Source organism: Klebsiella michiganensis, assembly GCF_015139575.1.
In the GTDB taxonomy this organism is placed as follows: domain Bacteria; phylum Pseudomonadota; class Gammaproteobacteria; order Enterobacterales; family Enterobacteriaceae; genus Klebsiella; species Klebsiella michiganensis.
Map to the genome: position 1 here is coordinate 5680791 of NZ_AP022547.1, position 24971 is coordinate 5705761.

General features: G+C 56.5%; 20 protein-coding genes and 4 tRNA genes. 6 read left to right on the forward strand and 18 right to left on the reverse strand.

Translation table 11 applies throughout. The features are described 5' to 3' along the window. The first annotated feature begins 3 nt into the window (after positions 1 to 3). Both JLG71_RS26560 and cyaY read left to right on the forward strand, forming a co-directional pair. Positions 4 to 1587, forward strand: a complete 1584-nt coding sequence (locus tag JLG71_RS26560) for an MFS transporter (RefSeq protein WP_154925735.1) — start codon at positions 4 to 6, stop codon at positions 1585 to 1587. 44 nt (positions 1588 to 1631) lie between these two features. Beyond that, positions 1632 to 1952 carry an iron donor protein CyaY gene (gene cyaY, locus JLG71_RS26565; RefSeq protein ID WP_004097546.1) on the forward strand — a complete coding sequence of 107 codons (321 nt, stop codon included), beginning with the start codon at positions 1632 to 1634 and terminating at the stop codon, positions 1950 to 1952. 136 nt (positions 1953 to 2088) lie between these two features. Here cyaY and cyaA read toward each other — a convergent pair whose 3' ends face one another. Further along, positions 2089 to 4638, reverse strand: coding sequence for a class I adenylate cyclase (gene cyaA / locus JLG71_RS26570; RefSeq protein WP_009651720.1), 2550 nt, complete (start codon positions 4636 to 4638; stop codon positions 2089 to 2091). A gap of 346 nt (positions 4639 to 4984) precedes the next feature. On the opposite strand from cyaA, the gene hemC reads away from it, so the two are divergent. Genes hemC through hemY form a run of 4 tightly spaced genes read left to right on the forward strand, consistent with a single transcriptional unit; the run spans position 4985 to position 9075 of the window. Beyond that, complete coding sequence (hemC, locus tag JLG71_RS26575) at positions 4985 to 5926, forward strand: hydroxymethylbilane synthase (RefSeq protein WP_025108409.1); 942 nt, start codon at positions 4985 to 4987, stop codon at positions 5924 to 5926. Continuing rightward, the gene (gene hemD / locus JLG71_RS26580; protein ID WP_004097542.1) at positions 5923 to 6663 is read left to right on the forward strand and encodes a uroporphyrinogen-III synthase; all 741 of its coding nucleotides are present in this window, start codon (positions 5923 to 5925) and stop codon (positions 6661 to 6663) included. Before hemC ends, hemD begins: the two co-directional genes overlap by 4 nt. 21 nt (positions 6664 to 6684) lie before the next feature. Next, complete coding sequence (gene hemX / locus JLG71_RS26585; RefSeq protein ID WP_200913905.1) at positions 6685 to 7875, forward strand: uroporphyrinogen-III C-methyltransferase; 1191 nt, start codon at positions 6685 to 6687, stop codon at positions 7873 to 7875. A 3-nt stretch (positions 7876 to 7878) separates the two neighbouring features. Next, complete coding sequence (gene hemY, locus JLG71_RS26590; RefSeq protein ID WP_004097533.1) at positions 7879 to 9075, forward strand: protoheme IX biogenesis protein HemY; 1197 nt, start codon at positions 7879 to 7881, stop codon at positions 9073 to 9075. Positions 9076 to 9661: 586 nt separating this feature from the next. On the opposite strand, the gene JLG71_RS26595 is transcribed toward hemY, so the two are convergent. The 17 genes from JLG71_RS26595 to trxA all read right to left on the reverse strand — a co-directional run bounded on the left by JLG71_RS26595 (position 9662) and on the right by trxA (position 24900). After that, positions 9662 to 9738, reverse strand: a tRNA-Pro gene (locus JLG71_RS26595). A gap of 45 nt (positions 9739 to 9783) precedes the next feature. Continuing rightward, positions 9784 to 9870: transfer RNA gene (locus tag JLG71_RS26600), tRNA-Leu, on the reverse strand. A gap of 22 nt (positions 9871 to 9892) precedes the next feature. After that, positions 9893 to 9968: transfer RNA gene (locus JLG71_RS26605), tRNA-His, on the reverse strand. Between the two features lie 55 nt (positions 9969 to 10023). Next, a tRNA-Arg gene (locus tag JLG71_RS26610) sits at positions 10024 to 10100 on the reverse strand. A gap of 102 nt (positions 10101 to 10202) precedes the next feature. Beyond that, positions 10203 to 11588, reverse strand: coding sequence for a bifunctional threonine/serine APC transporter ThrP (gene thrP / locus JLG71_RS26615; RefSeq protein ID WP_200913906.1), 1386 nt, complete (start codon positions 11586 to 11588; stop codon positions 10203 to 10205). Between the two features lie 231 nt (positions 11589 to 11819). Next, complete coding sequence (gene wecG / locus JLG71_RS26620) at positions 11820 to 12560, reverse strand: lipopolysaccharide N-acetylmannosaminouronosyltransferase (protein ID WP_014227460.1); 741 nt, start codon at positions 12558 to 12560, stop codon at positions 11820 to 11822. 11 nt (positions 12561 to 12571) lie between these two features. After that, the gene (wzyE, locus tag JLG71_RS26625; RefSeq protein WP_014227459.1) at positions 12572 to 13918 is read right to left on the reverse strand and encodes an ECA oligosaccharide polymerase; all 1347 of its coding nucleotides are present in this window, start codon (positions 13916 to 13918) and stop codon (positions 12572 to 12574) included. Further along, positions 13915 to 14994, reverse strand: a complete 1080-nt coding sequence (locus JLG71_RS26630; protein WP_049102521.1) for a TDP-N-acetylfucosamine:lipid II N-acetylfucosaminyltransferase — start codon at positions 14992 to 14994, stop codon at positions 13915 to 13917. The genes wzyE and JLG71_RS26630 overlap by 4 nt, the downstream gene beginning before the upstream one ends. Then, positions 14991 to 16241 (reverse strand): lipid III flippase WzxE, encoded by a 1251-nt coding sequence (gene wzxE, locus JLG71_RS26635; RefSeq protein WP_014227457.1) that lies wholly within the window; start codon positions 16239 to 16241, stop codon positions 14991 to 14993. The genes JLG71_RS26630 and wzxE overlap by 4 nt, the downstream gene beginning before the upstream one ends. A 1-nt stretch (position 16242) precedes the next feature. Beyond that, a complete protein-coding gene (rffA, locus tag JLG71_RS26640; RefSeq protein ID WP_004097526.1) occupies positions 16243 to 17373 on the reverse strand; it encodes a dTDP-4-amino-4,6-dideoxygalactose transaminase in 1131 nt (376 codons plus the stop codon). Positions 17374 to 17377: 4 nt separating this feature from the next. Next, complete coding sequence (gene rffC, locus JLG71_RS26645; protein ID WP_200913907.1) at positions 17378 to 18052, reverse strand: dTDP-4-amino-4,6-dideoxy-D-galactose acyltransferase; 675 nt, start codon at positions 18050 to 18052, stop codon at positions 17378 to 17380. 78 nt (positions 18053 to 18130) lie between these two features. Continuing rightward, a complete protein-coding gene (gene wecC / locus JLG71_RS26650) occupies positions 18131 to 19393 on the reverse strand; it encodes a UDP-N-acetyl-D-mannosamine dehydrogenase (RefSeq protein ID WP_014837068.1) in 1263 nt (420 codons plus the stop codon). Further along, positions 19390 to 20520 (reverse strand): non-hydrolyzing UDP-N-acetylglucosamine 2-epimerase, encoded by a 1131-nt coding sequence (gene wecB, locus JLG71_RS26655; protein ID WP_004097518.1) that lies wholly within the window; start codon positions 20518 to 20520, stop codon positions 19390 to 19392. Before wecB ends, wecC begins: the two co-directional genes overlap by 4 nt. Positions 20521 to 20576: 56 nt before the next feature. Continuing rightward, a complete protein-coding gene (gene wzzE / locus JLG71_RS26660; protein ID WP_014227454.1) occupies positions 20577 to 21623 on the reverse strand; it encodes an ECA polysaccharide chain length modulation protein in 1047 nt (348 codons plus the stop codon). A 21-nt stretch (positions 21624 to 21644) separates the two neighbouring features. Then, complete coding sequence (gene wecA / locus JLG71_RS26665; RefSeq protein ID WP_004097511.1) at positions 21645 to 22739, reverse strand: UDP-N-acetylglucosamine--undecaprenyl-phosphate N-acetylglucosaminephosphotransferase; 1095 nt, start codon at positions 22737 to 22739, stop codon at positions 21645 to 21647. Positions 22740 to 22981: 242 nt separating this feature from the next. After that, the gene (rho, locus tag JLG71_RS26670; protein ID WP_002883293.1) at positions 22982 to 24241 is read right to left on the reverse strand and encodes a transcription termination factor Rho; all 1260 of its coding nucleotides are present in this window, start codon (positions 24239 to 24241) and stop codon (positions 22982 to 22984) included. Between the two features lie 329 nt (positions 24242 to 24570). Then, complete coding sequence (gene trxA / locus JLG71_RS26675) at positions 24571 to 24900, reverse strand: thioredoxin TrxA (RefSeq protein WP_004097507.1); 330 nt, start codon at positions 24898 to 24900, stop codon at positions 24571 to 24573. Positions 24901 to 24971: the final 71 nt, after the last annotated feature.

Consider the following 24971-nt stretch of genomic DNA (forward strand, 5'->3'; position numbering starts at 1 on the left):
GCTGTGACCACCAACCCTACACCGACAAACTGGTTACCTTTGGTTGTCTTATGCTGCGCACAGTTTCTGGCTTCCGCCGATAACGTGACGTTAAGTATCGCCACGCAGGCGCTAATGAACGATCTGCACGCCACGCTTGGGCAGGTCAGTACAGCGAATACCATGTATCCGTTGGTTGCGGGCACGTTTATGGTGGCAGGCGGAATGCTGGGGTGTATCTGGGGTTGGCGGATGCTGTTTCGCATCGGCTGCCTGATTTTTATCCTCGCCGAAGCCTGCGCCTTTTTTTCGCCATCGATCGCGCTCTTTACCTGGGGCGCGCGTCTGACCGCCGGGATAGGCGGTAGCCTGATGATCCCCGCCGTTTTTGGCCTGATCTCTGCCCTGTATCAGCAGCGACGACGGGTTGCCGCCTTTGGCGCGCTGGGTGCCTCCAGCGGCATTTCATTCGCCTGTGGTCCAATTGTATGCGGATATTTGCTGGACCACGTCGGCTGGCGCATCGCGTTTGCCTCGCTTGGCCTGCTGGCGCTGCTTATCCTGCTCTGCTCCGTCATCATCCCGGCATCAGAAAACAAACGCGCCGCTATCGCCTTCGATACCCCGGGCTTTCTGTTAGGCACCCTGGGGCTGTTCCTGACGATTTTCGGTATTCTGCGCATCCCGGTCTGGGGGCTGGTTATGCCCTTCGACCCGGCAGTGAGCGTTCTCGGCCTGAGCCCCGCCCCTTTCGTTATTCTCTGCGGCCTGATGGTGCTGGTGATGATGCTGCGCTGGGAACGTTATTTTGAAGCCACTACCGGCCACGCTCTGCTCCCCGCGGTTTTCCTGAAAACCCGCCTGGTGCGCCACGGGCTCTATCTCACCGGTTGGATATTTTTTGCCTACAGTTCGGCTATTTTTACCGTGGTGAGTTTTGCGCAGATTGTTAAAAGCGTATCGGCGATGGAAACAGGGCTGCTGATACTCCCTTTTGCGATATGTCTCGCCGCCTGTTCGCTGGGCCTGCCGCTGTTTATTCAGCAGCGAAACCCTCGCCGCCAGTGCCAGATGGGGCTGACGGCGGGAATCGCCGGCGCTCTGGTCGCCGCCGCGGCGCTGCACGTAACGGGGTTTACCCCTGTACTGATGGCGTCAGGGCTTTGTTTAATCGGCGCGGGGATGGGCACCATCGCGGCCAATGCCCCGATACTGGTCACCACTGGCGCAGGGAATCGGCACGCCGAACAGTCCGGCGGCGTTCAGGCCGCCTCGCGCGATATCGGGCAGGCATTAGGAATGGCGTTAATCAGTACCGTCATGCTCACGGTGTTGACCTTCCTGATGAAATATCAGGTACAGCACGACCCGGCAATGGGCCTGGCCGCCCGACAGGCCATCGGCCATCTCACGTTTATCCCCTGGACGAGCGATCGGACTTTCCATCAGCTTATCCAGACACAAAACCTGGCGCCCGGCGATCTCTCTGGCCTTCTTCAGCATTATCAACAGAGCCGGATGCTGAGCGCGCGTTACGGGCTGCTGGCGATGGCGATCGTGACGTCTCTACTGCTGATCCGCCTTCGCCATCTGCCGAAGTCATCGTAGATTGCGCTATACTGCCGCCACGATCAAAAAAGCGGGAAAGAACCATGAACGACAGTGAATTCCATCGCCTGGCCGATACCCTGTGGATGACCATCGAAGAGCGTCTCGACGACTGGGATGGCGACAGCGATATCGACTGCGAAATCAACGGCGGCGTGCTGACTATCAGCTTTGAAAACGGCAGCAAAATTATTATCAACCGCCAGGAGCCGCTGCACCAGGTGTGGCTGGCGACAAAACAAGGCGGCTACCATTTCGACCTGAAAGGCGACGAGTGGGTATGCGACCGCAGCGGCGAAACCTTCTGGGATCTGCTGGAACAGGCGGCGACCGCGCAGGCCGGTGAAGCGGTGAGTTTTCGCTAAACGCGCGTGATTCGAGTTCCCCGGATTGCGGCTAACGCCGTATCCGGGCGACAAAACCCATATCACCCCGAAGCCCGGGCAAGCGAAGCGCCCCCGGGAAATTTACCTGCGCCGAATGACAGGTCTACGCGGCGGGTCATGAGTAGTGCTGCAACATCGATGATGTCGCGGAATCCTCACCTGCAGCAAGGGTCGCCGCGGCAATCACCTGGCTGCGGAACGGGATCACCTGTTCGCGGCCGTCGACATCGACGATTTGATAAAACTGCGGCAGGTTAAAGTTGATAAAGCTGGAGCCGTAGGTAAAGCGGTCATGCGACGAAGAGTAGAAGCGGCTGACGTCGCGTACCAGCTCTTCTTTGCTACCTTCGCAGTGGTGATACACCTCGGCGCGGTTGCTCTCATCAAGGATATAGATGTTAAATCCGTTATCGTTATCCGCATCTTCAAAGAAGAACTGAATAATCCCTTCGCTGGCAAAACCATCCACCACCTGCGGCAGCCTGACGTGGTTGGTTTCCACCTGCACCGACAGGCCGTGCAGTTTGTTATGCGAAATCGCGCCGTAGAATTCGATGGCGTTTTCCAGCTTCTGTACCGAGACGTTAAGACGCTCGAAGAAGAGTCCCCAGGTCTGCCCGGAAACGCGTAGCGCTTTAAAACGGCCGGTATCCTGGCGGGTGCTGGAAAGACGCAGCTCAACGCATTCAGACACCAGCTGCTGCACGCGAGTGCGGATCAGGCCGCGCAGATGCTGGCTATAGCAGAAAACTTCCACGCTATCCGGCGGCGCGGCGTCCTGGTGCATCTTGCCAAGAATGGTTTTCAGCGCTTCGATCATCGCCTGCTCGCCGTTAAAGTGCAGCGTGCGCACCTCGTTCCACGAGTTGCGATACAGCAGATCGATGCTGCCAATCAGGCACTTTTGCTCTTCGCCGAAGCTGAAAACATCCAGCTTGCGGAAGTCGAAATGCACCACCTGATTGCGGAAGGCCGCCGTCGGGTCATATTCGAGGTTGACGATAATCGCCAGGTGGCGAATTTCGCAGGGGCTATACAGCGCTTTCGGCGTCGGAGACGGCAGGCGCAGCGGGAAGTGATGCGCCACATCGGCCACCATCTCCTGCAGTTTCGCCAGGTCGACAATCCCGTTGCCCTTAATAAACAGGCGTGTGCGTGACGTCAGCAGGCCGTTAAACCAGGCCCAGGCCACCAGCTTATTAAGATAACGGTTATATTCCAGCGGCTGATGGCTGATGATCGATTCCATGTCCGGCGCGCGGTTATAGACATACCAGCCGGTACGGTTGGCACGGCCCGGCGGCACGTGGATGAAAGTCAGATTCGGCTCAGACAGATCCGGCGAAATTTGCGGGTTTACCAGGGTCACTTTCCCCGGCAGCGCTTCAAAGGCGGCGTACAGCTTACGCGTCAGCACGCCAATATCCTGCGGGCTGGCGGAAACGCTCAGGTTATTACGGCGCGCAAAGCGAATCAGGTTGCGATAGCTCTGCATCATCGCATCAAGCAGTTCGTTGTGCGCTTTACGGACTTCGTCAATCTTCCAGTTGGCCCGGTTATCGAGCATCATCAGACGCTTTTCATCCCAGCCCCACTCTTTCACCAGGTGGCTGACGACTTCACGGCGCCAGCCGACGCAGGCGCGCTCGCGGCTCAGCTTCTCGCACACTTTTAAATAGAAACATCGACGCACCAGATCGAGGCGCGTTTCATCTTCGATGGCCTGCAGATAGAGCGTGACGCGCTCCAGCATCATGCAGTAAGGGTCAAGGCCAAACGATACGATTTCACCATCATGCAGGCGCTGCTTGATATCTTTCGCCAGCAGACGGTTGTTGGGATACTCCCAGGAGTACGCTTCCAGCAGCAGCGTCTTCAGCACCGCCTTATAGGGCGAGTCGATGCTTTTATACAGCTGCCACAGGCTGGCGCCGAAGTACTCTTCTGCCGAGAGGGAGCTCAGGCCGCCGAGATCCAGCCATTCGTTCGGCGTCAGCACGCCCTGCGCGTAGAGGCTCATCACGTAATCGTCGTAATGCTCTTCTTCATCGCACGGCACCATATTCCACAGAATACGCTTCCCGGCCAGGCGCACCGCGGTACGGTAAAACTCATCCAGCAGCAGGATGTGTTGAGTTGAGCCGCAGTCTTCACCGCCCAGGCTGCCGCTTTCGTTATGGCGGAAGCGGTTTTCGTCGATCAGGAAGAAGCTGACCTCAACGCCCAGCGACGCCGCCCAGCTCTCGAGCAGGCTACATTTGCGCTGCAGCAGCTGGCGCTCTTCGCTATCCAGCCAGGATTGGTGGCAAACCCAGATATCCAGGTCGGAAGAGCAGCTTTGGCCGACGGAAGAAGTACTACCCATAGAGTAAAGGCCGGTGATCGGCAGCTCGCCTTTCGGCGGCTCTTTGGCCAGCATTCCACGGTTGAGCTCGAGTTCATCAAGATAGTGACGTTGGGTTTCATCAGGCGTGTAGAGGCAAATGCCACGGGGAACGTTACCGTCAAGGTAACCCGGCATCAGCGGATGATGATAATGTAGTAATGTCGGCAGTAGACTGTAAACCTGCTGGAAAGCGGGTCCCATGGCAGCAAGGGCGCGATCCACGCGCAATTGGTTGATGGCATCCAGTCTCTGTTTCAGTGTCTCAATATAGAGGTACAAGACATATCGCCTGATGTTCAAAAACCCGACGTACAATAGTACGGAGAGTTTCAGTATTTCAACAAAAACCGTCACCATTCGTCGTCGGTGTGGTTGTGATGAACTGCTGACTGACAAATGGTTTAAAACGTGATCAATCTAACACCTTGCTGATTGACCGTAAAGAAAGATGAGCTACATACAAGTGTAGCACCCTTTACTACGTGTAAATTCTTCACTACGTTTGCGGCAACCCGCAAACGCATGAAAGGCTAAAAAAATGGCCGCGACCCTTAACCCCACAAAACTAACATCCCTAAGACAACAATGTTAGGATGGTTAGTGGTCGACTATGACGGTAACAAGCATGTTAGACAAAGTTTTGAGAATTGCCACACGGCAAAGCCCGCTTGCGCTATGGCAGGCACATTATGTGAAAGAGCGCCTGGAGTCCTGTCATCCGGGGCTTTCCGTTGAGCTGGTGCCTATGGTCACCCGCGGCGACGTGATCCTTGATACGCCCCTTGCAAAAGTGGGCGGTAAGGGCCTCTTTGTGAAAGAGTTAGAGCTGGCCATGCTGGAAGGTCGCGCCGACATTGCCGTCCATTCTATGAAGGACGTGCCGGTGGAGTTTCCCGAAGGGCTGGGGCTGGTGACCATCTGTGAACGCGAAGATCCGCGCGATGCCTTTGTCTCGAATCACTACGCTTCCATTGATGAACTCCCCCACGGCAGCATCGTTGGCACCTCAAGTTTACGCCGTCAGTGTCAGCTGGCCGCCGCGCGGCCGGATCTCACGATCCGCTCCCTGCGCGGCAACGTTGGCACGCGTCTGGGCAAGCTTGATAGCGGCGAGTACGACGCCATTATTCTGGCCGCCGCAGGGCTTAAGCGCCTGAACCTTGAGGCGCGTATTCGTCAACCGCTGTCCCCGGAGCAATCTCTGCCCGCCGTCGGCCAGGGCGCGGTCGGCATTGAGTGTCGCCTTGACGACGAATGGACCAAAACGCTGCTGGCCCCGCTGAATCATACGGAAACGGCCATCCGCGTCCGCGCTGAACGGGCGATGAACACCCGGCTTGAAGGCGGCTGTCAGGTGCCTATCGGCAGCTATGCCGAACTGATCGACGGTGAGCTATGGCTGCGCGCGCTGGTTGGCGCGCCGGATGGCTCACACACGGTACGCGGCGAGCGGCGCGGTCGCCCGGAAGATGCCGAAACGCTGGGCGTCGCCCTTGCCGAAGAACTTCTGGATAACGGCGCTCGCGACATTCTCGCCGTCGTCTACGCAGGAGAAGCGCCTCAATGAGCATTCTGGTTACCCGTCCGCTGCCGCAAGGCGAAGAGTTAGTCAGCCGCCTGCGCGCGCTGGGACGCGTGGCCTGGAGCTTTCCGCTCATTGAGTTTACCCCGGGCCGTCAGCTCCCTGAGCTGGGCGGCCAGCTGGCAAGCCTCGCCGCAGGCGATTTGCTCTTCGCGCTATCTCAGCATGCCGTCGAGTTTGCCCACGCTCGCCTCCAGCAGCAGGGGCTGCGCTGGCCCACGGCGCCCGACTATTTTGCCATTGGCCGCACCACCGCGCTGGCCCTGCATAAGGTCAGTAATCGACAAGTTCGCTACCCGTTAGATCGGGAAATCAGCGAAGTCTTGCTACAATTACCTGAATTACAAAACATTGCGGGGAAAAAAGCGCTCATCCTGCGCGGCAACGGCGGGCGGGAATTACTCGGTGACACGCTTCGCGAACGCGGTGCTGATGTCACTTTTTGTGAATGTTATCAACGTAGTGCAAGGCACTACGATGGCGCAGAAGAAGCAATGCGCTGGCAGTCTCGCGGGGTTTCGACGCTGGTCATCACCAGCGGCGAGATGCTGCAGCAGCTCTGGACGCTAATACCACAGTGGTATCGCGAACGTTGGCTCCTGAGCTGTCGCATTTTCGTTGTCAGTGAACGTCTGGCCGAGCAGGCCAGGGAATTGGGCTGGCAGGATATCCAGGTTGCCGATAGCGCCGACAACGATGCGCTGCTACGCGCATTACAATAACTCTCAACATTGGAAGCCATAATGACGGAACAACAGAATCAATCCGCCGTGGTTGAAGAGACCAGGGAGGCCGTGGAAACGACGCCACAGCCAGAGAAGAATGTCGAAAAGAAAAACGGCGGCAGTAAAACCAGCCTCGCCCTGAGCGCTATAGCTATCGCTATCGCCCTCGCCGCTGGCGTAGGCCTTTATGGTCTGACGAAGACTCAGGCAACCCGCCAGAGCGAAGCCAGCGCCGGGCTATCCAGCCAGATCGCCGCGCTGCAAAAAGCGCAGGAGAGCCAAAAAAGCGAGCTTGAAGGCATCATCAAGCAGCAGGCCGACCAGCTGACGGAAGCGCAGCGTCAGCAGGATTCTCTGGCGAAGAAGCTGGAAGAAGTGCAGGAGAAGGTCGCGGTCATTTCCGGCAGCGATGCAAAAACCTGGCTGCTCGCGCAGGCTGATTTCCTCGTAAAACTGGCCGGACGTAAGCTGTGGAGCGATCAGGACGTGACGACCGCCGCCGCGCTGCTGAAAAGCGCTGATGCCAGCCTCGCCGATATGAACGATCCGAGCCTGATTTCCGCCCGTCGCGCCATTACCGACGATATTGCTTCGCTTTCCGCCGTGAGTCAGGTCGACTACGACGGCATCATTCTGAAAGTGAACCAGCTCGCCAACCAGATCGATAATTTACGCCTGGCGGACAACAACGACGATGACACCCCGATGGATTCCGATAGCGATGAGCTATCCAGCTCCATTAGCGAGTGGCGGGTAAACCTGCAAAAAAGCTGGCAGAACTTTATGGACAGCTTTATTACCGTTCGCCGCCGCGATGAGACCGCCGTGCCGCTGCTGGCGCCAAACCAGGACGTTTATCTGCGCGAAAACATCCGCTCCCGTCTGCTGGTCGCGGCGCAGGCGGTTCCGCGTCATCAGGAAGAAACCTACAAACAGGCTCTGGATAACGTCTCGACGTGGGTTCGTGCTTACTACGACACTGAAGATGCCGCCACCAAAGCCTTCCTTGAGGACGTGGATAAGCTCAGCCAGCAAAGCATCACCATGAACGTACCGGAGAGCCTGCAGAGCCAGGCGCTGCTTGAGAAACTGATGCAAACGCGGGTACGTAATCTGATGGCGCAGCCGGCTGAAACCCAGGCCAGCGCCCCGGCTCCCGCGCCGGCACCTGCTGCCCACGCGCCAACGCCTGCGCCACAAGGAGAGTAACGCATGTTGAAAATTCTCTTACTCTTCGCGCTGCTGCTTGCCGGGATCGTGGTCGGTCCGATGATCGCGGGTCATCAGGGCTACGTCCTGATCCAGACCGATAATTACAACATTGAAACCAGCGTCACCGGGTTAGCGATCATCATGATCCTCACCATGGTGGTGCTGTTTGCCATTGAGTGGCTGCTGCGGCGCATTTTCCGCACCGGCGCGCATACCCGCGGCTGGTTCGTGGGCCGCAAGCGTCGCCGCGCGCGTAAGCAAACCGAGCAGGCGCTGCTGAAGCTGGCGGAGGGCGATTATCAGCAGGTTGAGAAGCTGATGGCGAAAAATGCCGATCACGCTGAGCAGCCCGTTGTGAACTACCTGCTGGCGGCAGAAGCCGCCCAGCAGCGTGGCGATGAAGCCCGCGCCAACCAGCATCTGGAGCGCGCGACAGAGCTCGCCGGCGACGACCTGATACCTGTCGAAATCACCCGCGTACGCCTGCAGCTGGCGCGTAATGAAAACCACGCCGCCCGCCACGGCATCGACAAGCTGCTGGAGATCACGCCGCGTCATCCGGAGGTCCTGCGCCTCGCCGAGCAGGCCTACATTCGTACCGGCGCCTGGAATTCGCTGCTGGATATCATTCCATCAATGGCGAAAGCCAACGTCAGCGATGAGGAGCACCGTGCCGAACTGGAACAGCTGGCGTGGATTGGCCTGATGGATAAAACGCTGGCCGACGGCGGCAGCGAAGGTCTGCGCGACTGGTGGAAAAGCCAGAACCGAAAAACCCGCAGCCAGGTGGCGCTACAGGTGGCAATGGCTAATCGCCTTATCGAAAGCGACGACCATGATACCGCGCAGCAGATTATTATCGAAGGTCTGAAAAAGCACTACGACGATCGCCTGGTGATGCCGATCCCGCGACTGAAAACGAATAATCCGGAACAGCTGGAAAAGGTGCTGCGCCAGCAGATCAAAACGGTCGGCGACCGTCCGCTGCTGTGGAGTACGCTGGGGCAATCGCTCATGCGTCACGGCGAGTGGCAGGAAGCCAGCATCGCGTTCCGCGCAGCGCTCAAGCAGCGCCCGGATGCGTTTGACTACGCGTGGCTGGCCGATACTCTTGACCGCCTGCATCAGCCGGAAGAAGCGGCGACGATGCGTCGCGACGGCCTGCTGTTAACCCTGCAAAACAACCCGCAGCAGTAATGCCCTTCTCGCCTCCATCGGGGGCGAGAATCTCTTCTCTTCCCGCCTGAACATTTCTCTATCCCTGAAAAGAAAAAAACGCCTGCTCTGAAACCAGGGCAGGCGTTAAAACAGGTCTGTTTGACAACAAATTGGGTGCTTCACTCAACGTAGTGTCCATGGTGTTTGATGAGGCTATATGCTTCATCCTTCACGCTATCTCTTCGTTGGCTGCACACGCTCACCCCAGTCACTTACCTTTGTAAGCTTCGGGGGGATTCCCGTGCTGGCCGTCTCGACACATCATGAATGATTTAGCATATAAAATGCGACATCTGTCAGTGGACGATAAGCACCGTAAAACGGCTCTGCATCATTCCTGAGTTTATGAGGCACTAAGGCGAACATAAGAGATGGAATGAGCATCTACCCGGTTATTATCGCACAGGATCGGTAGAAAATGCATCTATCCGCACAAGGAATTGGGACTATTCTGGACAATAAATCGCATGCTGATTAGCGAGATATTTTTTTGCGATATCAGGGAGATAGGAACGTTTTTGCAGAAGCGGAAAACAAAAAACCCCGCCGAAGCGGGGTTCAAAATTGGTCGGCGAGAGAGGATTCGAACCTCCGACCCACTGGTCCCAAACCAGTTGCGCTACCAAGCTGCGCTACTCGCCGATGTACTGCTTTTTTGAATTTTTAGTTCAATTCTTTATAAAGTCGTGGTGCGAGGGGGGGGACTTGAACCCCCACGTCCGTAAGAACACTAACACCTGAAGCTAGCGCGTCTACCAATTCCGCCACCTTCGCAATATCACAACTTTCTAAATAATGGGGTGGCTAATGGGATTCGAACCCACGACAACTGGAATCACAATCCAGGGCTCTACCAACTGAGCTATAGCCACCACTGCAAATCTTTTACGCGGTATTGAAACCACCGCAGCTCCAGCACCGGGTAAATGGTGCGCCCGACAGGATTCGAACCTGAGACCTCTGCCTCCGGAGGGCAGCGCTCTATCCAGCTGAGCTACGGGCGCTTAGCGCCGTTGCGGGGTCGGATAATACGGACTTCCTCCCCCGCTGTCTAGTGCCTTTTTAAAGAAAATTATTGTTTGCTCATGCTTTGTGCGTTTTGTTGCTTATTGCGCCACATTATCAACATTTCCGCGTCGGCCAAGGCCAAATACCTTATAAATAAGCGTCACGGCGGCGAGGAAAATCATTCCGACAAAGAGCGACATACGCGTATCGTCGTTAAATCCCATCCCTATCAGCACGCAAATCAGGAACGCCATGGTCAAATAGTTCGCCCACGGGAACAGCAGCGAGCGAAACGGATGGCTGGCCATCGCTTCTTTATGCACGAGACGAAAACGCAGCTGGCTAATCAGAATCACAAACCACGGCACCATCCCCGGCAGCACGCTGGCGCTGTAAACGTAGACGAAAACTCGCTGTGGATTAGGGATAATGTAGTTCAGGCACGAGCCGACCAGCAGAATCAGGATCGACAGCGCCACGCCCGCTGACGGCACGCCGTTGCGCGAGACTTTGGCGATGGCCGCGGGCAGCTGACGGTTTTTTGCCAGCGCGTAGAGCATGCGGCCGCAGCTGTACATACCGCTGTTACAGCCGGAAAGCGCCGCCGTGAGCACCACAAAGTTAATAATGCCCGCCGCCGCGGTGATGCCGATTTTGGCAAAGGTCAGTACGAACGGACTGCCGTTGGAGCCAATTTGATCCCACGGGAAAATAGTGACGATCACAAAAATCGCCCCTACATAGAAAATCAGGATTCGCCACAGTACCTTGCCAACCGCGCTACGCAGCGTAACCTGCGGGTTCTTCGCTTCACCGGCGGTAATCCCGATAAGCTCGACGCCCTGATAAGACGCGACCACGATGCACAGCGCCGTCAGGAAGCCCTTCCAGCCGCCGGCGAACAAGCCACCGTGCTCGGTCAGATTGCCAAAGCCAATGGCGTGCCCGCCGTTGCCAAAGCCAAAGAAAATAACGCCCAGCCCCACCACGATCATCACAATAATGGTGGTGACCTTAATCATGGCAAACCAGAATTCAATTTCGCCGTACAGCCGTACCGCCGCGAGGTTCGCCAGCGCCACCAGCCCGACGGCAATCAGCGCCGGTATCCACTGCGCCATATCCGGGAACCAGAACTGCACATAAACCCCGATAGCCGTAATCTCCGATATCCCGACCGCCATCCACATAAACCAGTAGGACCAGGCGGTGAGATAGCCGAAAAATGGGCTCATATAGCGGTGTGCGTAAACGGCGAACGATCCGGTTACCGGTTCGAGGAACAGCATTTCGCCCATCGAACGCATGATGAAGAAGACAAAGAGCCCGGCGATAATATACGCCAGCAGAACCGAAGGTCCGGCCCACTTCAGCGTACTGGCCGCGCCCATAAATAACCCGACGCCAATTGTCCCACCAAGAGCGATTAGCTCAATGTGCCGCGCCTCCAGTCCCCGCTGAAGTTCCGCTTTTTTCTCAGTCATATAGCCTCTTGTGTTTGCCCTGCTCCGGGTTTAAGCGCATCCCAACAGGGATGTGTCTATGCCGGTTATTTTTATTGAATAAATAGCCCTGCCTGCGCGACGGTAAACTGACCGTCGCGTTTTAAGCATGCGAATGGTTAATGAATTTGAGGGAAATGGCAAATAAAGTATCAGGCGAGTGAAGACATTACACAGAATACCCAGGTAAACCCGCCCGCTTGCAGTGGAATGTCACAGCTTATCGGTGTAATGCCAGCGTAAATAGCGCAGCAGGCGCGCCTGCCTTTTTATGCGGCTCGGCTGCGAAACCAGGCGATAGAACCACTCCAGACCCAGGTCCTGCCAGAACTTCGGCGCCCGCTGGACGTGGCCGGTAAAGACATCGTAGGTGCCGCCCACGCCCATATACAGCGCCTGCGGATAAACGTCCCGACAGTCGCGCATCAGGATCTCCTGACGCGGCGAGCCCATTGCCACCGTGACGATCTTCGCCCCGCTATCGCGGATACGCTCAAATAGCGCCTGACGCTGGTCAGCGGCAAAATAGCCATCCTGGCTTCCAACGATATTCACGTTCCAGCGCTGGCGAAGCTGCTGCTCCGTCTGCGCCAGCACCTCGGGCTTGCCGCCGATCAGAAATACCGGCGTTCCCTGAGCGCCTGCGCGCGCCATCAGGGCTTCCCATAAATCGGCTCCGGCGACGCGCGAGACCTGAGCCTGAGGGTATTTTTTACGTAATGAACGTACTACGCTGATGCCATCAGCGTATTTGAATTCTGCCGCTTCAATCAGCGCCCGGACCTCGGGGCTGTCTTCTACCGCCAGCATCTTCTCTGCATTAATCGCCACCAGCGTTCCCGTGCGGATCTCACCATCGGCGTACAGATAATCCAGAGCGTGTTGCATATCGCGCCAACCAATGAGTTGTAGCCCTCTCAGCAGGTACAACGGCGCGGATGTGGTCTCAGTCATGTACACCCTTATCAGACTTGAGGTTGCGTCAGCGGTTTGGCCCGCCGGTGAATCAGCCCCACGCTATCCAGGAACCAGTACAGCAGTTTTGCCGCCAGCAGGCAGATCCCAAAGATAACGAGGAAAAAAACCACGCGAGAGCCAAATGAATCCAGCCCTTCACGCGCCAGCACGATCATGTTGAAGATAGCGCCAAAACAGAAACTGTGCAGAATCGCCGCTTTATAGCGGTTCGTTTCCCGGTTGCCAAGCTCGTACAGCCAGTCAAACCATTTAATAATCAGCCCAACCGCCACCGCGCCCAGCGGGACGAACCAGACGCCGCCCATCACCACCAGCGAGCCAATCAGGGTCGGCGAAATCGCCAGACCAGAATGATTATTCAATACTTCCCAGGTGAAATAGTTCGCGGTATTGAGCACCATTGTCGGACGACCGTGCCACAACCAGCTGGGGATAAAAACGTAAAAATCCCGGATGATTGGCGCCAGCCCCTGGAACTCAATCTTGTCGTAATTTTGCAGCAACAGGGCCAGATTCTCCCACGGCGAGAAGGTGTCGCGGGTCAGATAGAGGAAAGTATAAAACGCCTCATCGCCGCTGACGTTCATGCCATAGCGCTTCAGGGCCAGCCAGAACATACCGACGATGCCCAGCACGCCCGCCGCCGCCAGCATCCACAGGCTGATCCAGCCGCGAATGATGCCGATAAACAGGAAGATGGCAAACGCGATGATGATATTCGCCCGGGTGCCGCCAACGATGGCGTAGGTCAGCAGGCCAAAGGCGACGGTGCTGACAAGGAAGAATATCCACGCTTTATAATCCTGACGCAGAAAATAGACCACCAGCATTGCCGGGATGAAAAAGTAGAAGAAGCGCTTTAGCGCCACGCCGGAGACTTCGCTGGAGAAGATCTGGCTGTAGGAGTTGAGCTTGAATAACAGGAAGCCGTTATGCGCAAAGAAGATGCCGACGCAAAGCAGCGCCAGCCCCAGCAAAATGCCCCAGGTGAGGTGGGTCTCCACGCGATTCATCGTAAACAGCGGACGATGCGGATGACCGTGCGTCGCCGACCGTAGCCGCGTTTTATAAGTCACGTAATAAACCGCATAAAAGCAGACGGAAACCAGCAGGGTTTGCAGCAGAATTTCCGGCGGGGCGACCGCGACGTCAAAGCGGAACACCAGAATACTGGTCAGCGGGAAGCCAAAGAAAAACGTCAGCAGATACAGCAGCGAGAAAAAGACGTTGAAGTTGAAGCGTACGCGACGAAATTCAAAGTACGTGGCGGTGGCGATAAATAGCGTCGACAGCAGCCAGACCAGCAGCAGCCCGCTAAATTGCATTAATGTCATGCGTCCACCCCCGCAGCAATTCGCAACGCTCGTCGCCAGCCCGTCAGGTAATTCGGCCGGAAGAAGGCGATTTGATTTTTATCCACGCCGGCCAGCTGGCGCTGCGCTTCACGCACAACGCTCACGTCCAGCGCATCGCTGGTAAAGAGTACCGGAATATGCTGCTCCGACATATCCTGCCAGAAAGGATTCTCCCGGTTCAGCACGCAGGGGATCCCCGCCTGAATCAGCAGGCACAGCGTGCCGATACCCTGCTGGCGGGCAAACAGGAAGTAGCCAAGATCGCAGCGGCGCAGCAGGGCAAGGTAGTCATCAAACGCCAGCTTGTCGCTCAATACCTGGAAATGCTGCGGGCTGAACAGCGCCGCGCCGGCCGCGCGGACTTCGTTGATGTAGTCGCCATTATTTGCCGGATAACCCATCGGCACGACAACGTTAACCGTATCGCCAAACTGCTGGCGAATCGCACGCAGCGCCGCAATATGCTCGTTGCTACGGTCGCCGGAATTACCCACCAGGATAGTCAGCGTGTCGCCGCGCGGTGCGCTATCGGCGAGCGAATTCAGCGCCGGATCCATGCGGGTCGGAAAGTAGAGCAGCTCTCCCGCTACGCCAGAATGGCGGGCGGCGAACCAGCTCAGATCGCCCCGGGTCGCAAACACACGACCTACCCGGCCCTGCGCCAGGCGCCGCAGGGGATAAAACAGGCGAAACTTCAGGCTGGCGGAGTTCTCGTACAGATCCGCTCCCCAGATATGCCAGTTAAACTGCGCCGGGCGGATCCCGCCGCTGAGCAACGCCAGCCACAGGCCGGTATTAAACTGGCCGTGAAAGAAAAAGCGCTGCTGCCGGTTCGCCTTTGCCAGCGCGATAACCGCCTTTGCCAGCGACTTTTTCCCCGGATAGCAGCGAATGGAGAGTGCGGGATAAGCGGCGCAAATTTCTGTCGCATCACCGACGACCATAAACAGGCGAGCCTGTTCGTCATCCACGGCCAGCTCATCATTAAAGAACCGCAGCACAGTCTGGTTGTGGTGCGGGATATCCGATCCCAGTACATGTATCAGTGCTGTCATGCCCGTTTACGCCAAAGTAAAAACACGCCGCTGCAGAGGGCGAAATAAACAATATAGGTAGCCATATACGCCTGCGCCGCGCCGATTGCGCCGTGCGCCGGGATAAGCCAGTGCGAGAATGCGGTCAACAGCGTGAACTGGCTGATTTCCGTCAGAATATAAAAACGCAGCGAGGCTTTGGCGATCACCAGATAGCCATAAACATAAGCCCCGACCTTTAACACATCGCCCACCAGCTGCCAGGCAAACAGATCGCGCATCGCCGTAAAGCGGTCGGAAAAAAGTAGCCAGATAGCGAAATCACGCAGCAGCCACACCGTTAAGCTCGCTGCCGCCACCGCCGGGAGGACAAATTTTAACGATTTGCCAATCTCGCGGGTGATATCCGCTTTCGCCGTCAGACGGGACAGCGTCGGTAAAAGATAAACGCTAAATGACGCGGTAATAAACTGCAAATAGGCGTCGGAGATGCTGCTCACCCCTTGCCAGATCCCCACCGCGTCCCAGCCATAGTGGGCCGCCAGCAGGTTACGCATCATCACGTAGGCGACCGGCAGCGTCACCGAGGTAATCAGCGCCATCAGGGTAAATTTCGACAGCTGCCCCGCCAGGCCGTTGTCCCAGCGCGGGCGCAGCGCGCTTAGCGGAATATTGCCGCGACGCCACAGTACGATAGCAGCCGGCACCACCACCAGCGCCGGCACCAGCGCCAGCCCCAGCAATGCGCCCTGATAACCGCCAAAACGGTAGCAGGCATAGTACGCCGCCACGCCAATCAGGCTCCCGGCGATAAGCGACAGCGCATTACCCGCCGCATCGCGAAAGCCTTTCATCAGCGCTAACAGGAAATTCGCCCAGGCAATCCCCATCTGCACCAGCGCCACCAGCCGTACCAGATTCTGGTAATGTTGATGACCGAATAACCCCTGGCTTATTGGCGCGGCCGCCAGCAGGAAGATCAGCGCCAGCAGGGTGGAGAAACCGAGTACCATCGCTGAAGCGGTGCCAACGACGTTGTTCAACTGCCGGCGATCGTCATGATGCTGCGCCACCAGCTTCGTGACGCCGTTGAATATCCCGGCCCCCGCCAGCACGCCAAGCACGGTCACCAGCTGGCGGAAGTTACCCGCCTGCCCCACGCCAGCCGGGCCGAACGACACGGCCAGCAGTTTTACCACCAGCAGACCGGCGCCGATTTTGACCAGCGTGGACGCAGCGGTCCACAGAGACGCTTTTGCCAGCGACATATCAGGAGAAATAGCTCAGCAGCGAGTTAATCACCGTGCGCTGGTTAACGTTCGACAAATTGTAGAATAACGGCAGGCGCAGCAGGCGTTCGCTCTCCTGGGTCGTGTAGCGATCCGTCCCGTGGAACTCGCCGAAGTTCTCCCCGGCCGGGCAGCTGTGCAGCGGGATATAGTGGAATACCGCCAGGATTTCCGCCTCTTTCAGCCAGGCGATCAGCTTGCTGCGATCGTCAATATCGCGCAGCTTGATATAGAACATATGCGCATTTTGCCCGCAGTCGGCAGGCACGATGGGCAGATCGATACGCCCGGCGCGCGCCAGCGGCAGCAGGGCATCGTAGTAGTTCTGCCACAGCGCCAGACGCTGCTGGTTAATCCGCTCCGCCGCTTCCAGCTGCGCCCACAGATAGGCCGCCTGTAAATCGGACATCAGGTAGCTGGAGCCGATATCGCGCCAGGTATATTTATCCACCAGGCCACGGAAAAATTGGCTGCGGTTGGTGCCTTTTTCACGAATGATCTCCGCGCGCTCTATCAGCGTGCGATCGTTAATCAGCGTTGCGCCGCCTTCACCGCCCGCGGTGTAGTTTTTGGTTTCATGGAAGCTGAAGCAGCCAATATGGCCGATAGTGCCGAGCGCCCGGCCTTTATAGGTCGACATCACGCCCTGAGCAGCATCCTCCACCACAAACAGATTATGCTTGCTGGCGATAGCCATAATGGTGTCCATCTCGCAGGCCACGCCGGCGTAGTGGACCGGTACAATCGCGCGGGTTTTCTCGGTGATGGCCGCTTCAATCAGCGTTTCATCGATATTCATGGTATCGCGGCGAATATCAACGAAGACGATTTTCGCGCCGCGCAGCACAAAGGCGTTGGCGGTGGAGACGAAGGTATAGCTCGGCATAATCACTTCATCGCCCGGCTGAATATCCAGCAGCAGCGCGGCCATTTCCAGCGAAGCGGTGCAGGATGGCGTCAGCAGCGCTTTCGCGGTGCCGAAACGCTGCTCCATCCACTGCTGGCAGCGGCGGGTAAAACCGCCATCGCCGCACAGCTTGCCGCTCCCCATCGCGGACTGCATATAATCAAGCTCGGTACCCACCACCGGCGGCGCGTTAAATGGAATCATCATGTCACCTGTATAACCAGTACGCGGTGCTTTCGACATTGGCACCGCTAAGAATGTAACGTTTAAGCGCGGCGGTGTTGCCCATCTGGGTCGCCACCCGCAGCGTCGTCAGCTCGCGCAGCGCGGCCCAGCGCTGCGCCGCCTGCATTAATTCCGCTCCGGCGCCGCGTCCGGCCAGCAGGCCAATCCTCGCCTCGCGCTCGCTGAGCTGGCGCAGGGAGACAAACGCGCGAATATCGCCGTCAGGGGCGCGAAGCACCAGACACTGGTGATCGAAGGTTCCGCGCACCGCATTTTCAATCCACCGGGCATAGAAACGACCGCTGGCATCGTCGGAATACCACGGGGCGCGAAAACGGCTCTGCGCAAAGGCCAGCGCCGCCTGTTCGCGCAGCCGGGGGATATCCACCTCTGTCGCCGGCTCGGCGCCGATATCATCAGAAGCCGCGGGCGAAAGCGCAAGATCGACCTCGCCCTCCACCAGCCGGAAGCCTAATGCCTGCAGCGCATCCAGGCGCGCGGCATCATCCGCCGCGACTTTCGCCTGCACCCGCGACCATCCCGCCAGCGCTTGCACCGTCAGCGGCGGCGCATCGTCGCCAAAGCGGAGAATGGCGCTATTGACGCCGAAGAAGCGGTTTTCCCACTCAAGGGGCTCAATACTGGCGCGGGCGAACATAAAATAGATCTGTTAAGTTTTGGTCACGATGAAAGCGCGCGAAGCTGCGAACACTTTCATCTTTTACCAGACGCTCTCTCACCGCCACACCCCTTTGGTATCGACGATAAACTGCTGGCTAACGCTCTCCCCGCCAACCGCTTTAAATTCTTTATGATCGACCAGCATCACCAGCACATCGGCGCTCGCCAGCGCCTCGTCCAGCGACGCCAGAGCGCACAGTCCGTCGAGCTTTTTCGGCAGCTGATGAATATTTGGCTCAACGACCAGGGTTTCGCCGCCGTGCCAGCGGGCGATCTGCGCGGCAATGGCCATGGCCGGGCTTTCGCGCAGGTCATCAATATTCGGCTTAAACGCGAGGCCAAAACAGGCGATTTTTAGCTCGCTGGCGCGTTTGTTGCTGGCGGCGAGGCAGTCGGCGACCCGCGCTTTGACCTGATCGATCACCCATTCTGGTTTGTGGTCGTTGACTTCACGCGCGGTCCGGATAAGCCGCGCCTGCTGCGGGTTTTGCGCCACGATAAACCACGGGTCGACCGCAATGCAGTGGCCGCCAACGCCCGGCCCCGGCTGGAGGATATTGACGCGCGGATGACGATTCGCCAGACGAATCAGTTCCCAGACGTTGATCCCCTGATCGGCGCAAATTAGCGAAAGTTCATTGGCAAAAGCGATATTAACGTCGCGGAAGCTGTTTTCAGTCAGCTTGCACATTTCGGCGGTGCGCGAGTTGGTCACCACGCATTCGCCTTCGAGGAAAATTTTATACAGCTCGCTGGCGCGGGCTGAGCAAACCGGCGACATGCCGCCAATCACGCGATCGTTTTTAATCAGCTCAACCATCACCTGCCCCGGCAACACGCGCTCCGGACAGTAGGCGATATTGACGTCCGCCGCTTCGCCAACCTGCTGCGGGAAGCTCAGATCGGGGCGCATTTCCGCCAGCCAGCCCGCCATCTGCTCGGTTGAACCCACCGGCGAGGTGGACTCAAGGATAACCAGCGACCCTTTCTTCAGCGTCGGTGCGATAGATTTCGCCGCCGACTCGACGAAAACCATATCCGGTTCATGCAGGTCTTTAAACGGCGTCGGCACCGCAATCAGGTAAGCGTCGGCTTCTACCGGCGCGGTAGTGGCGCTCAGGTAGCCCTGCTCGACCGCCGTTTTGACGACGCTCGCCAGATCCGGCTCCACGATATGAATTTCACCACGGTTAATGGTCTCCACGGCGTGTTGATTGATATCAACGCCGACCACCCGCTTTTGCCGGGAGGCGAACGCGGCAGCGGTTGGCAGGCCAATATATCCAAGGCCAATCACTGAAATGGTAGAAAAATTCATAGCGTTACCTGATTATTTTTAAGTGCAGACAAAATACGATGACACGCATGTCCATCGCCATACGGGTTATGCGCCCGGCTCATGGCCTGATACGCGGACTCATCTTGCAGCAGGCGCGTGACCTCATTGACGATGCGCTGGCTATCGGTACCCACCAGGCACACGGTGCCCGCGCTGACCGCCTCCGGGCGCTCGGTCATTTCACGCATCACCAGCACCGGTTTCCCGAGCGAGGGCGCCTCTTCCTGGATACCGCCGGAATCGGTCAGGATCAACCACGCGCGGTTCATCAGCCAGACAAACGGCAAATAATCCTGCGGCTCAATAAGTATGACGTTCTCAACGTGGCCGAGAATGCGCTTCACCGGTTCGCTGACGTTCGGATTCAAATGCACCGGATAGACGATCTGTACGTCCGGATTGTTCGCGGCGATCTCCGCCAGCGCATGGCAGATTTGCTCGAAACCGCGGCCAAAGCTTTCCCGACGGTGTCCGGTGACCAGAATCATCTTCTTGCCGTTGGCGAGGAAGGGATAACGCTGAGTCAGCTCGTTGTGCAGGGCTTCATCGCTCAACACCCGGTCGCGCACCCAGAATAGCGCGTCAATAACCGTATTACCGGTTACCGTGATCCGATTGTCGGCGATGTTTTCCCGCAGCAGGTTCTGCCTTGAGGTTTCCGTCGGCGCAAAGTGGTACGTCGCCAGATGCCCGGTCAACGTACGGTTCCCCTCTTCCGGCCACGGCGAGCTCAGATCGCCCGTGCGCAGCCCGGCTTCCACGTGCCCTACCGGGATCCGCTGATAGAAAGCGGCCAGGCTTGCCGCCATCGTCGTGGTGGTATCGCCATGCACCAGCACCACGTCTGGTTTAAACGACTCCAGCACCGGCTTTAAACCTTCAAGGATGCGACAGGTAATCTCCGTCAATCCCTGACCCGGCTGCATAATGTTAAGGTCGTATTCCGGAACAATAGAAAAAAGTTTCAACACCTGATCGAGCATCTCCCGATGCTGCGCGGTCACGCAAACTTTCGCCTCAAAATGAGGATCCTTTGCCAGCGCATGAACCAGAGGCGCCATCTTGATAGCTTCTGGTCTCGTGCCAAATACCGTTAGTACTTTCACATCGATTCTCTTCGATTAGGTGATAAAGGCTGAATGTCCTTCACCACAGGCCGCATTCACTGGACACGGCGACGCGATAACGCAACGCCTGCGCCGATGAGCGCGCCCACAATCCCCCACATCACCATCAGAAACACGCGGCGCGGGCTATCGCGTTTTACCGGTTCTTCAGGCGTTCGCAAATACCTGTAAGTCTGAAAACGCGGGTCCAGGGTCGGCCCCACGTTCAACGTCGTTAACATGGCGCGGCTTTGGTCATAATCAAGATCGTACTGCGGCCCCACCGCCTGCAGATTTTCCAGCCGGGCCTGCAGCATTGGACGCCCCAGTAAAAACAGCTCGGAATCCGGCAGCTGGTCTGGTGGAATATCGGTTTCGCTGCGGGAGATGTTGTGCTGCTGCGCGACTTTCAGCGCCTGTTCCACGCTGTGCATGCGGCGATTGAAAATCTCTCGCGCCACCTCTTCCTGGCGCTTCACCTGCGCTTTCATCTGTACGGTACGCGCGGCCCAGGCGCCTTTGAGCTCATCATTCAGATGCCCTGCCGCACGCTGGCTGGCGAAAGCCACATACTGGCGCAGCAGATTGTTGGCATCAGGCGCGGTTTCTGCCGTCAGCTTCACGCTATCGTTGATGCTTTTTAGCGCATCGCCGGGCATGAACTGGATATCGTTAATCAGGTCATCCAACAGCGCGGCATCGGCGCGAGCGTTACCCGACTGGCGCTGCTTGTAGTAGTCCGTTTGCAACCAGAAGTCGCGGCGGGTATCCCACGACGCCTGCTGCATGATGAACTCTTTATATGCTTCGTCCATGACCGAAGGCTGATCGACAGAGACGAGATTGGCCTTGATATCGAGATTGCGTAAGAACTGCTGTTGTGAATAGTATCCCCCCAGCATGTTCACCGTCGGTCGGTCGGTAATCGCCGTCGCGCTCCACTCCTGACGAGCAAAAAAGGTATAAACCAGAACAATCAGTGCAAAGAGCACTGCGATACCTGCTATCCAGCTTTTTCCGGCCCATAAGGCGCGAAACAGCCCGCGAATATCCAGCTCGTTCTCAACGTTCACTGTTTGTGCTCCCGGTAATGGTTGAGTCATCACGTCCCCAGATTGACTTGGTTAATTTGGATTATTGCCGCTGTGTCGCCGTATTCTGCGTCTAATGCGCTTAACCATGCGCGCCACTTTCCAGGCGCGTTTAATGCAGTAGCCATAAAGAAAGAAGGCTAACAAAAAGAGTATTAACATCACCCATTCAGGAACAATGCGGGTGTATTCCGCCACCACGCCAACCAGGGCCAGCAGCGCGGCGGCCAGGGTGATCAGCACAAACGCCTGACGGGAAGTAAACCCGGCGCGCATGATTAAATGATGAATATGCTGACGGTCCGGGGAGAATGGACTCATCCCTTTGCGCAGGCGACGGTACATAATCGCCACCATATCCATCAACGGAATAGCGATAATCCACAGCGCCGTGACCGGGCTGATAGGATGCGTTTTTCCCTGCGTGGTCTCCAGCAGGATCCAGATGATAGTGAAGCCAATCATGGTGCTGCCGGCATCACCCATAAAGACCTTATAGCGACGACCAAGCGCACCGAGGTTAAGTAAAATATAGGGCAAAATGGCGGCAATCATCGCAAAACACCACATCGCCAGGCTGTACTGGCCATCAAACCACAGGATAATGCCCGTTGCCGCGAAAGAGACTGACGACAGACCGCCAAGCAGCCCATCGATACCATCAACCATATTGAAGGCGTTGATCGCCGCCCAGACGGCGAACAGCGTGAGGAAGAAGCCAAAAGGGCCGAGCACCAGCTCCCATGAGCCGAATATAAAACCGAGGCTACTAAGATGAAGATTACCCACCATCATCATAATGACGGCGATAGCGGCTTGAATTACCGCGCGAATTTTTACGCTGATATCAAAGCGGTCGTCCAGCGCACCGACCAGCACGAGCACCCCGGCACATCCCAGGTATAACCGAGCGTGGGGAATGTAATAATCGGCGATAGCAAACGTAAAACAAATACCTGCGAAAACTGAAATACCACCGACTAACGGAATCAAACCCTGATGCCGTTTGCGATAGTTAGGTTTATCCACCAGCCCAACTCTTTTTGCCGCCTTGCGAGCGATAAATATAAACAGGGTGGTGAATAAGAAAATACTGATTAATTCAGTAATAGCAGTGAGTAAATTCACAACGCATGTGCTCTCAGCATAGTTAATCCGGGAAGTATAACGATGATGCCTCAACTCCAGAAGGGGCAAAGCAGAACATTACAAATTTATTGTAGAAATTTTAGACTGTTAAAGCCGTCTCTGCCTGCCATCATCCTGCGCATATCATACGTTAAGACCCATTTTGTTTTCCCTTCCTGGATCATACAAACCCGGAAAACAAAACGCCACGCAATAGCGTGGCGTTCTCTGGCGTTTTTAGCTTACGAGCGCTTCATCATGTCGAAGAAGTCATCGTTAGTTTTAGTCATCGCCAGTTTATTGATGAGGAATTCCATCGCGTCGATCTCACCCATCGGGTGAATGATTTTACGCAGGATCCACATCTTCTGCAGCTCTTCCTGAGTGGTGAGCAGCTCTTCTTTACGGGTACCGGAACGGTTGTAGTCGATAGCCGGGAAGACGCGTTTTTCTGCGATCTTACGAGAGAGGTGAAGCTCCATGTTACCGGTGCCTTTAAACTCTTCGTAGATAACTTCGTCCATTTTAGAACCGGTATCGATCAGCGCCGTAGCGATAATCGTCAGGCTGCCGCCCTCTTCCACGTTACGCGCGGCACCGAAGAAACGCTTCGGACGATGCAGGGCGTTGGCGTCCACACCACCGGTCAACACTTTACCGGAAGCCGGGACGACGGTGTTGTAGGCACGCGCCAGACGGGTAATGGAGTCGAGCAGGATGATAACGTCTTTCTTATGCTCAACCAGACGCTTCGCTTTCTCGATAACCATCTCGGCAACCTGAACGTGGCGAGATGCCGGCTCGTCAAAGGTAGAAGCGACAACTTCGCCTTTAACCAGACGCTGCATCTCGGTCACTTCTTCCGGACGTTCGTCGATCAGCAGTACCATCAGAACGCAATCAGGATGGTTGTACGCAATGCTCTGCGCGATATTCTGCAGCAGCATGGTTTTACCGGCCTTCGGCGGCGCAACAATCAGACCACGCTGGCCGCGGCCGATCGGCGATGCCAGATCCAGGACGCGAGCGGTTAAGTCTTCCGTTGAGCCGTTACCACGCTCCATACGCAGACGTGAATTTGCGTGCAGAGGGGTTAAGTTCTCGAACAGAATCTTGTTACGCGCGTTTTCCGGCTTATCGTAGTTAACTTCGTTAACTTTCAACAACGCAAAGTAACGCTCACCCTCTTTAGGAGGACGAATCTTACCGGAAATGGTGTCACCAGTGCGGAGGTTGAAGCGGCGGATTTGGCTGGGGGATACGTAGATGTCGTCGGGACCGGCGAGGTAGGAGCTGTCTGCTGAACGGAGGAAACCAAATCCATCCTGCAGTATCTCCAGTACGCCATCGCCAAAGATATCCTCGCCACTCTTCGAATGCTGCTTGAGGATGGCAAAAATAATATCCTGCTTACGCATACGGGCCAGGTTTTCCAGCCCCATATTTTCGCCGAGAGTAATCAGCTCAGAAACCGGCGTATTCTTTAATTCGGTAAGATTCATAATGGTGTGGGTTCTTAAACTCGGGGTAATTCTCGAACTTAATGTTGTGAATGGTATGGCAGGAACATCCATGCCTGTTAACGGCCTTCATCTCGTGTCTGTACGTTGCCTGGTCACAGGAAAGAACGCAGAACTGAAACGACTAAACGGAATGAGTGATAAGCCCGGATTATAAGCCTCACGCGCATTTTTGCGGGACGCTTTGGGTAAAACAAGATTCAAACAAAGGTATGTTTAAAACGAAGTCTGAGATTAACTTAGCACGACTCTCGCCGGGCGTCCAGAGATCCGCAAAAAATTGGACGCTGGACGCCGGGAGAACAAGCCGCTTACGCCAGGTTGGCGTCGAGGAACTCTTTCAGCTGTCCTTTGGACAGCGCGCCAACTTTGGTCGCTGCCACTTCGCCATTTTTGAACAGCAGCAGGGTCGGGATGCCGCGAATGCCGTATTTCGGCGCAGTACCCGGGTTCTGATCGATGTTCAGTTTCGCAATGGTCAGTTTGCCCTGATACTCTTCAGCGATCTCATCCAGAATCGGGGCGATCATTTTGCACGGACCACACCACTCTGCCCAGAAATCGACGAGGGTTAGCCCGTCAGCCTTGAGTACGTCCGTGTCAAAACTGTCGTCAGTCAGGTGAATAATTTTATCGCTCATATTTAACTCCACAGGAATAAGCCTGGTGTGTTGGTGTCGCGGCCATCAACGACGTGTCGATGCTACGTTAT

Coding starts and splice junctions, on each gene's coding strand:
- cyaY (WP_004097546.1), top strand. CDS start 1,632: ATGAACGACAGTGAATTCCATCGCCTGGCCGATACCCTGTGGATGACC.
- hemC (WP_025108409.1), top strand. CDS start 4,985: ATGTTAGACAAAGTTTTGAGAATTGCCACACGGCAAAGCCCGCTTGCG.
- hemD (WP_004097542.1), top strand. CDS start 5,923: ATGAGCATTCTGGTTACCCGTCCGCTGCCGCAAGGCGAAGAGTTAGTC.
- hemX (WP_200913905.1), top strand. CDS start 6,685: ATGACGGAACAACAGAATCAATCCGCCGTGGTTGAAGAGACCAGGGAG.
- hemY (WP_004097533.1), top strand. CDS start 7,879: ATGTTGAAAATTCTCTTACTCTTCGCGCTGCTGCTTGCCGGGATCGTG.
- thrP (WP_200913906.1), bottom strand. CDS start 11,588: ATGACTGAGAAAAAAGCGGAACTTCAGCGGGGACTGGAGGCGCGGCAC.
- wecG (WP_014227460.1), bottom strand. CDS start 12,560: ATGACTGAGACCACATCCGCGCCGTTGTACCTGCTGAGAGGGCTACAA.
- wzyE (WP_014227459.1), bottom strand. CDS start 13,918: ATGACATTAATGCAATTTAGCGGGCTGCTGCTGGTCTGGCTGCTGTCG.
- JLG71_RS26630 (WP_049102521.1), bottom strand. CDS start 14,994: ATGACAGCACTGATACATGTACTGGGATCGGATATCCCGCACCACAAC.
- wzxE (WP_014227457.1), bottom strand. CDS start 16,241: ATGTCGCTGGCAAAAGCGTCTCTGTGGACCGCTGCGTCCACGCTGGTC.
- rffA (WP_004097526.1), bottom strand. CDS start 17,373: ATGATTCCATTTAACGCGCCGCCGGTGGTGGGTACCGAGCTTGATTAT.
- rffC (WP_200913907.1), bottom strand. CDS start 18,052: ATGTTCGCCCGCGCCAGTATTGAGCCCCTTGAGTGGGAAAACCGCTTC.
- wecC (WP_014837068.1), bottom strand. CDS start 19,393: ATGAATTTTTCTACCATTTCAGTGATTGGCCTTGGATATATTGGCCTG.
- wzzE (WP_014227454.1), bottom strand. CDS start 21,623: ATGACTCAACCATTACCGGGAGCACAAACAGTGAACGTTGAGAACGAG.
- rho (WP_002883293.1), bottom strand. CDS start 24,241: ATGAATCTTACCGAATTAAAGAATACGCCGGTTTCTGAGCTGATTACT.
- trxA (WP_004097507.1), bottom strand. CDS start 24,900: ATGAGCGATAAAATTATTCACCTGACTGACGACAGTTTTGACACGGAC.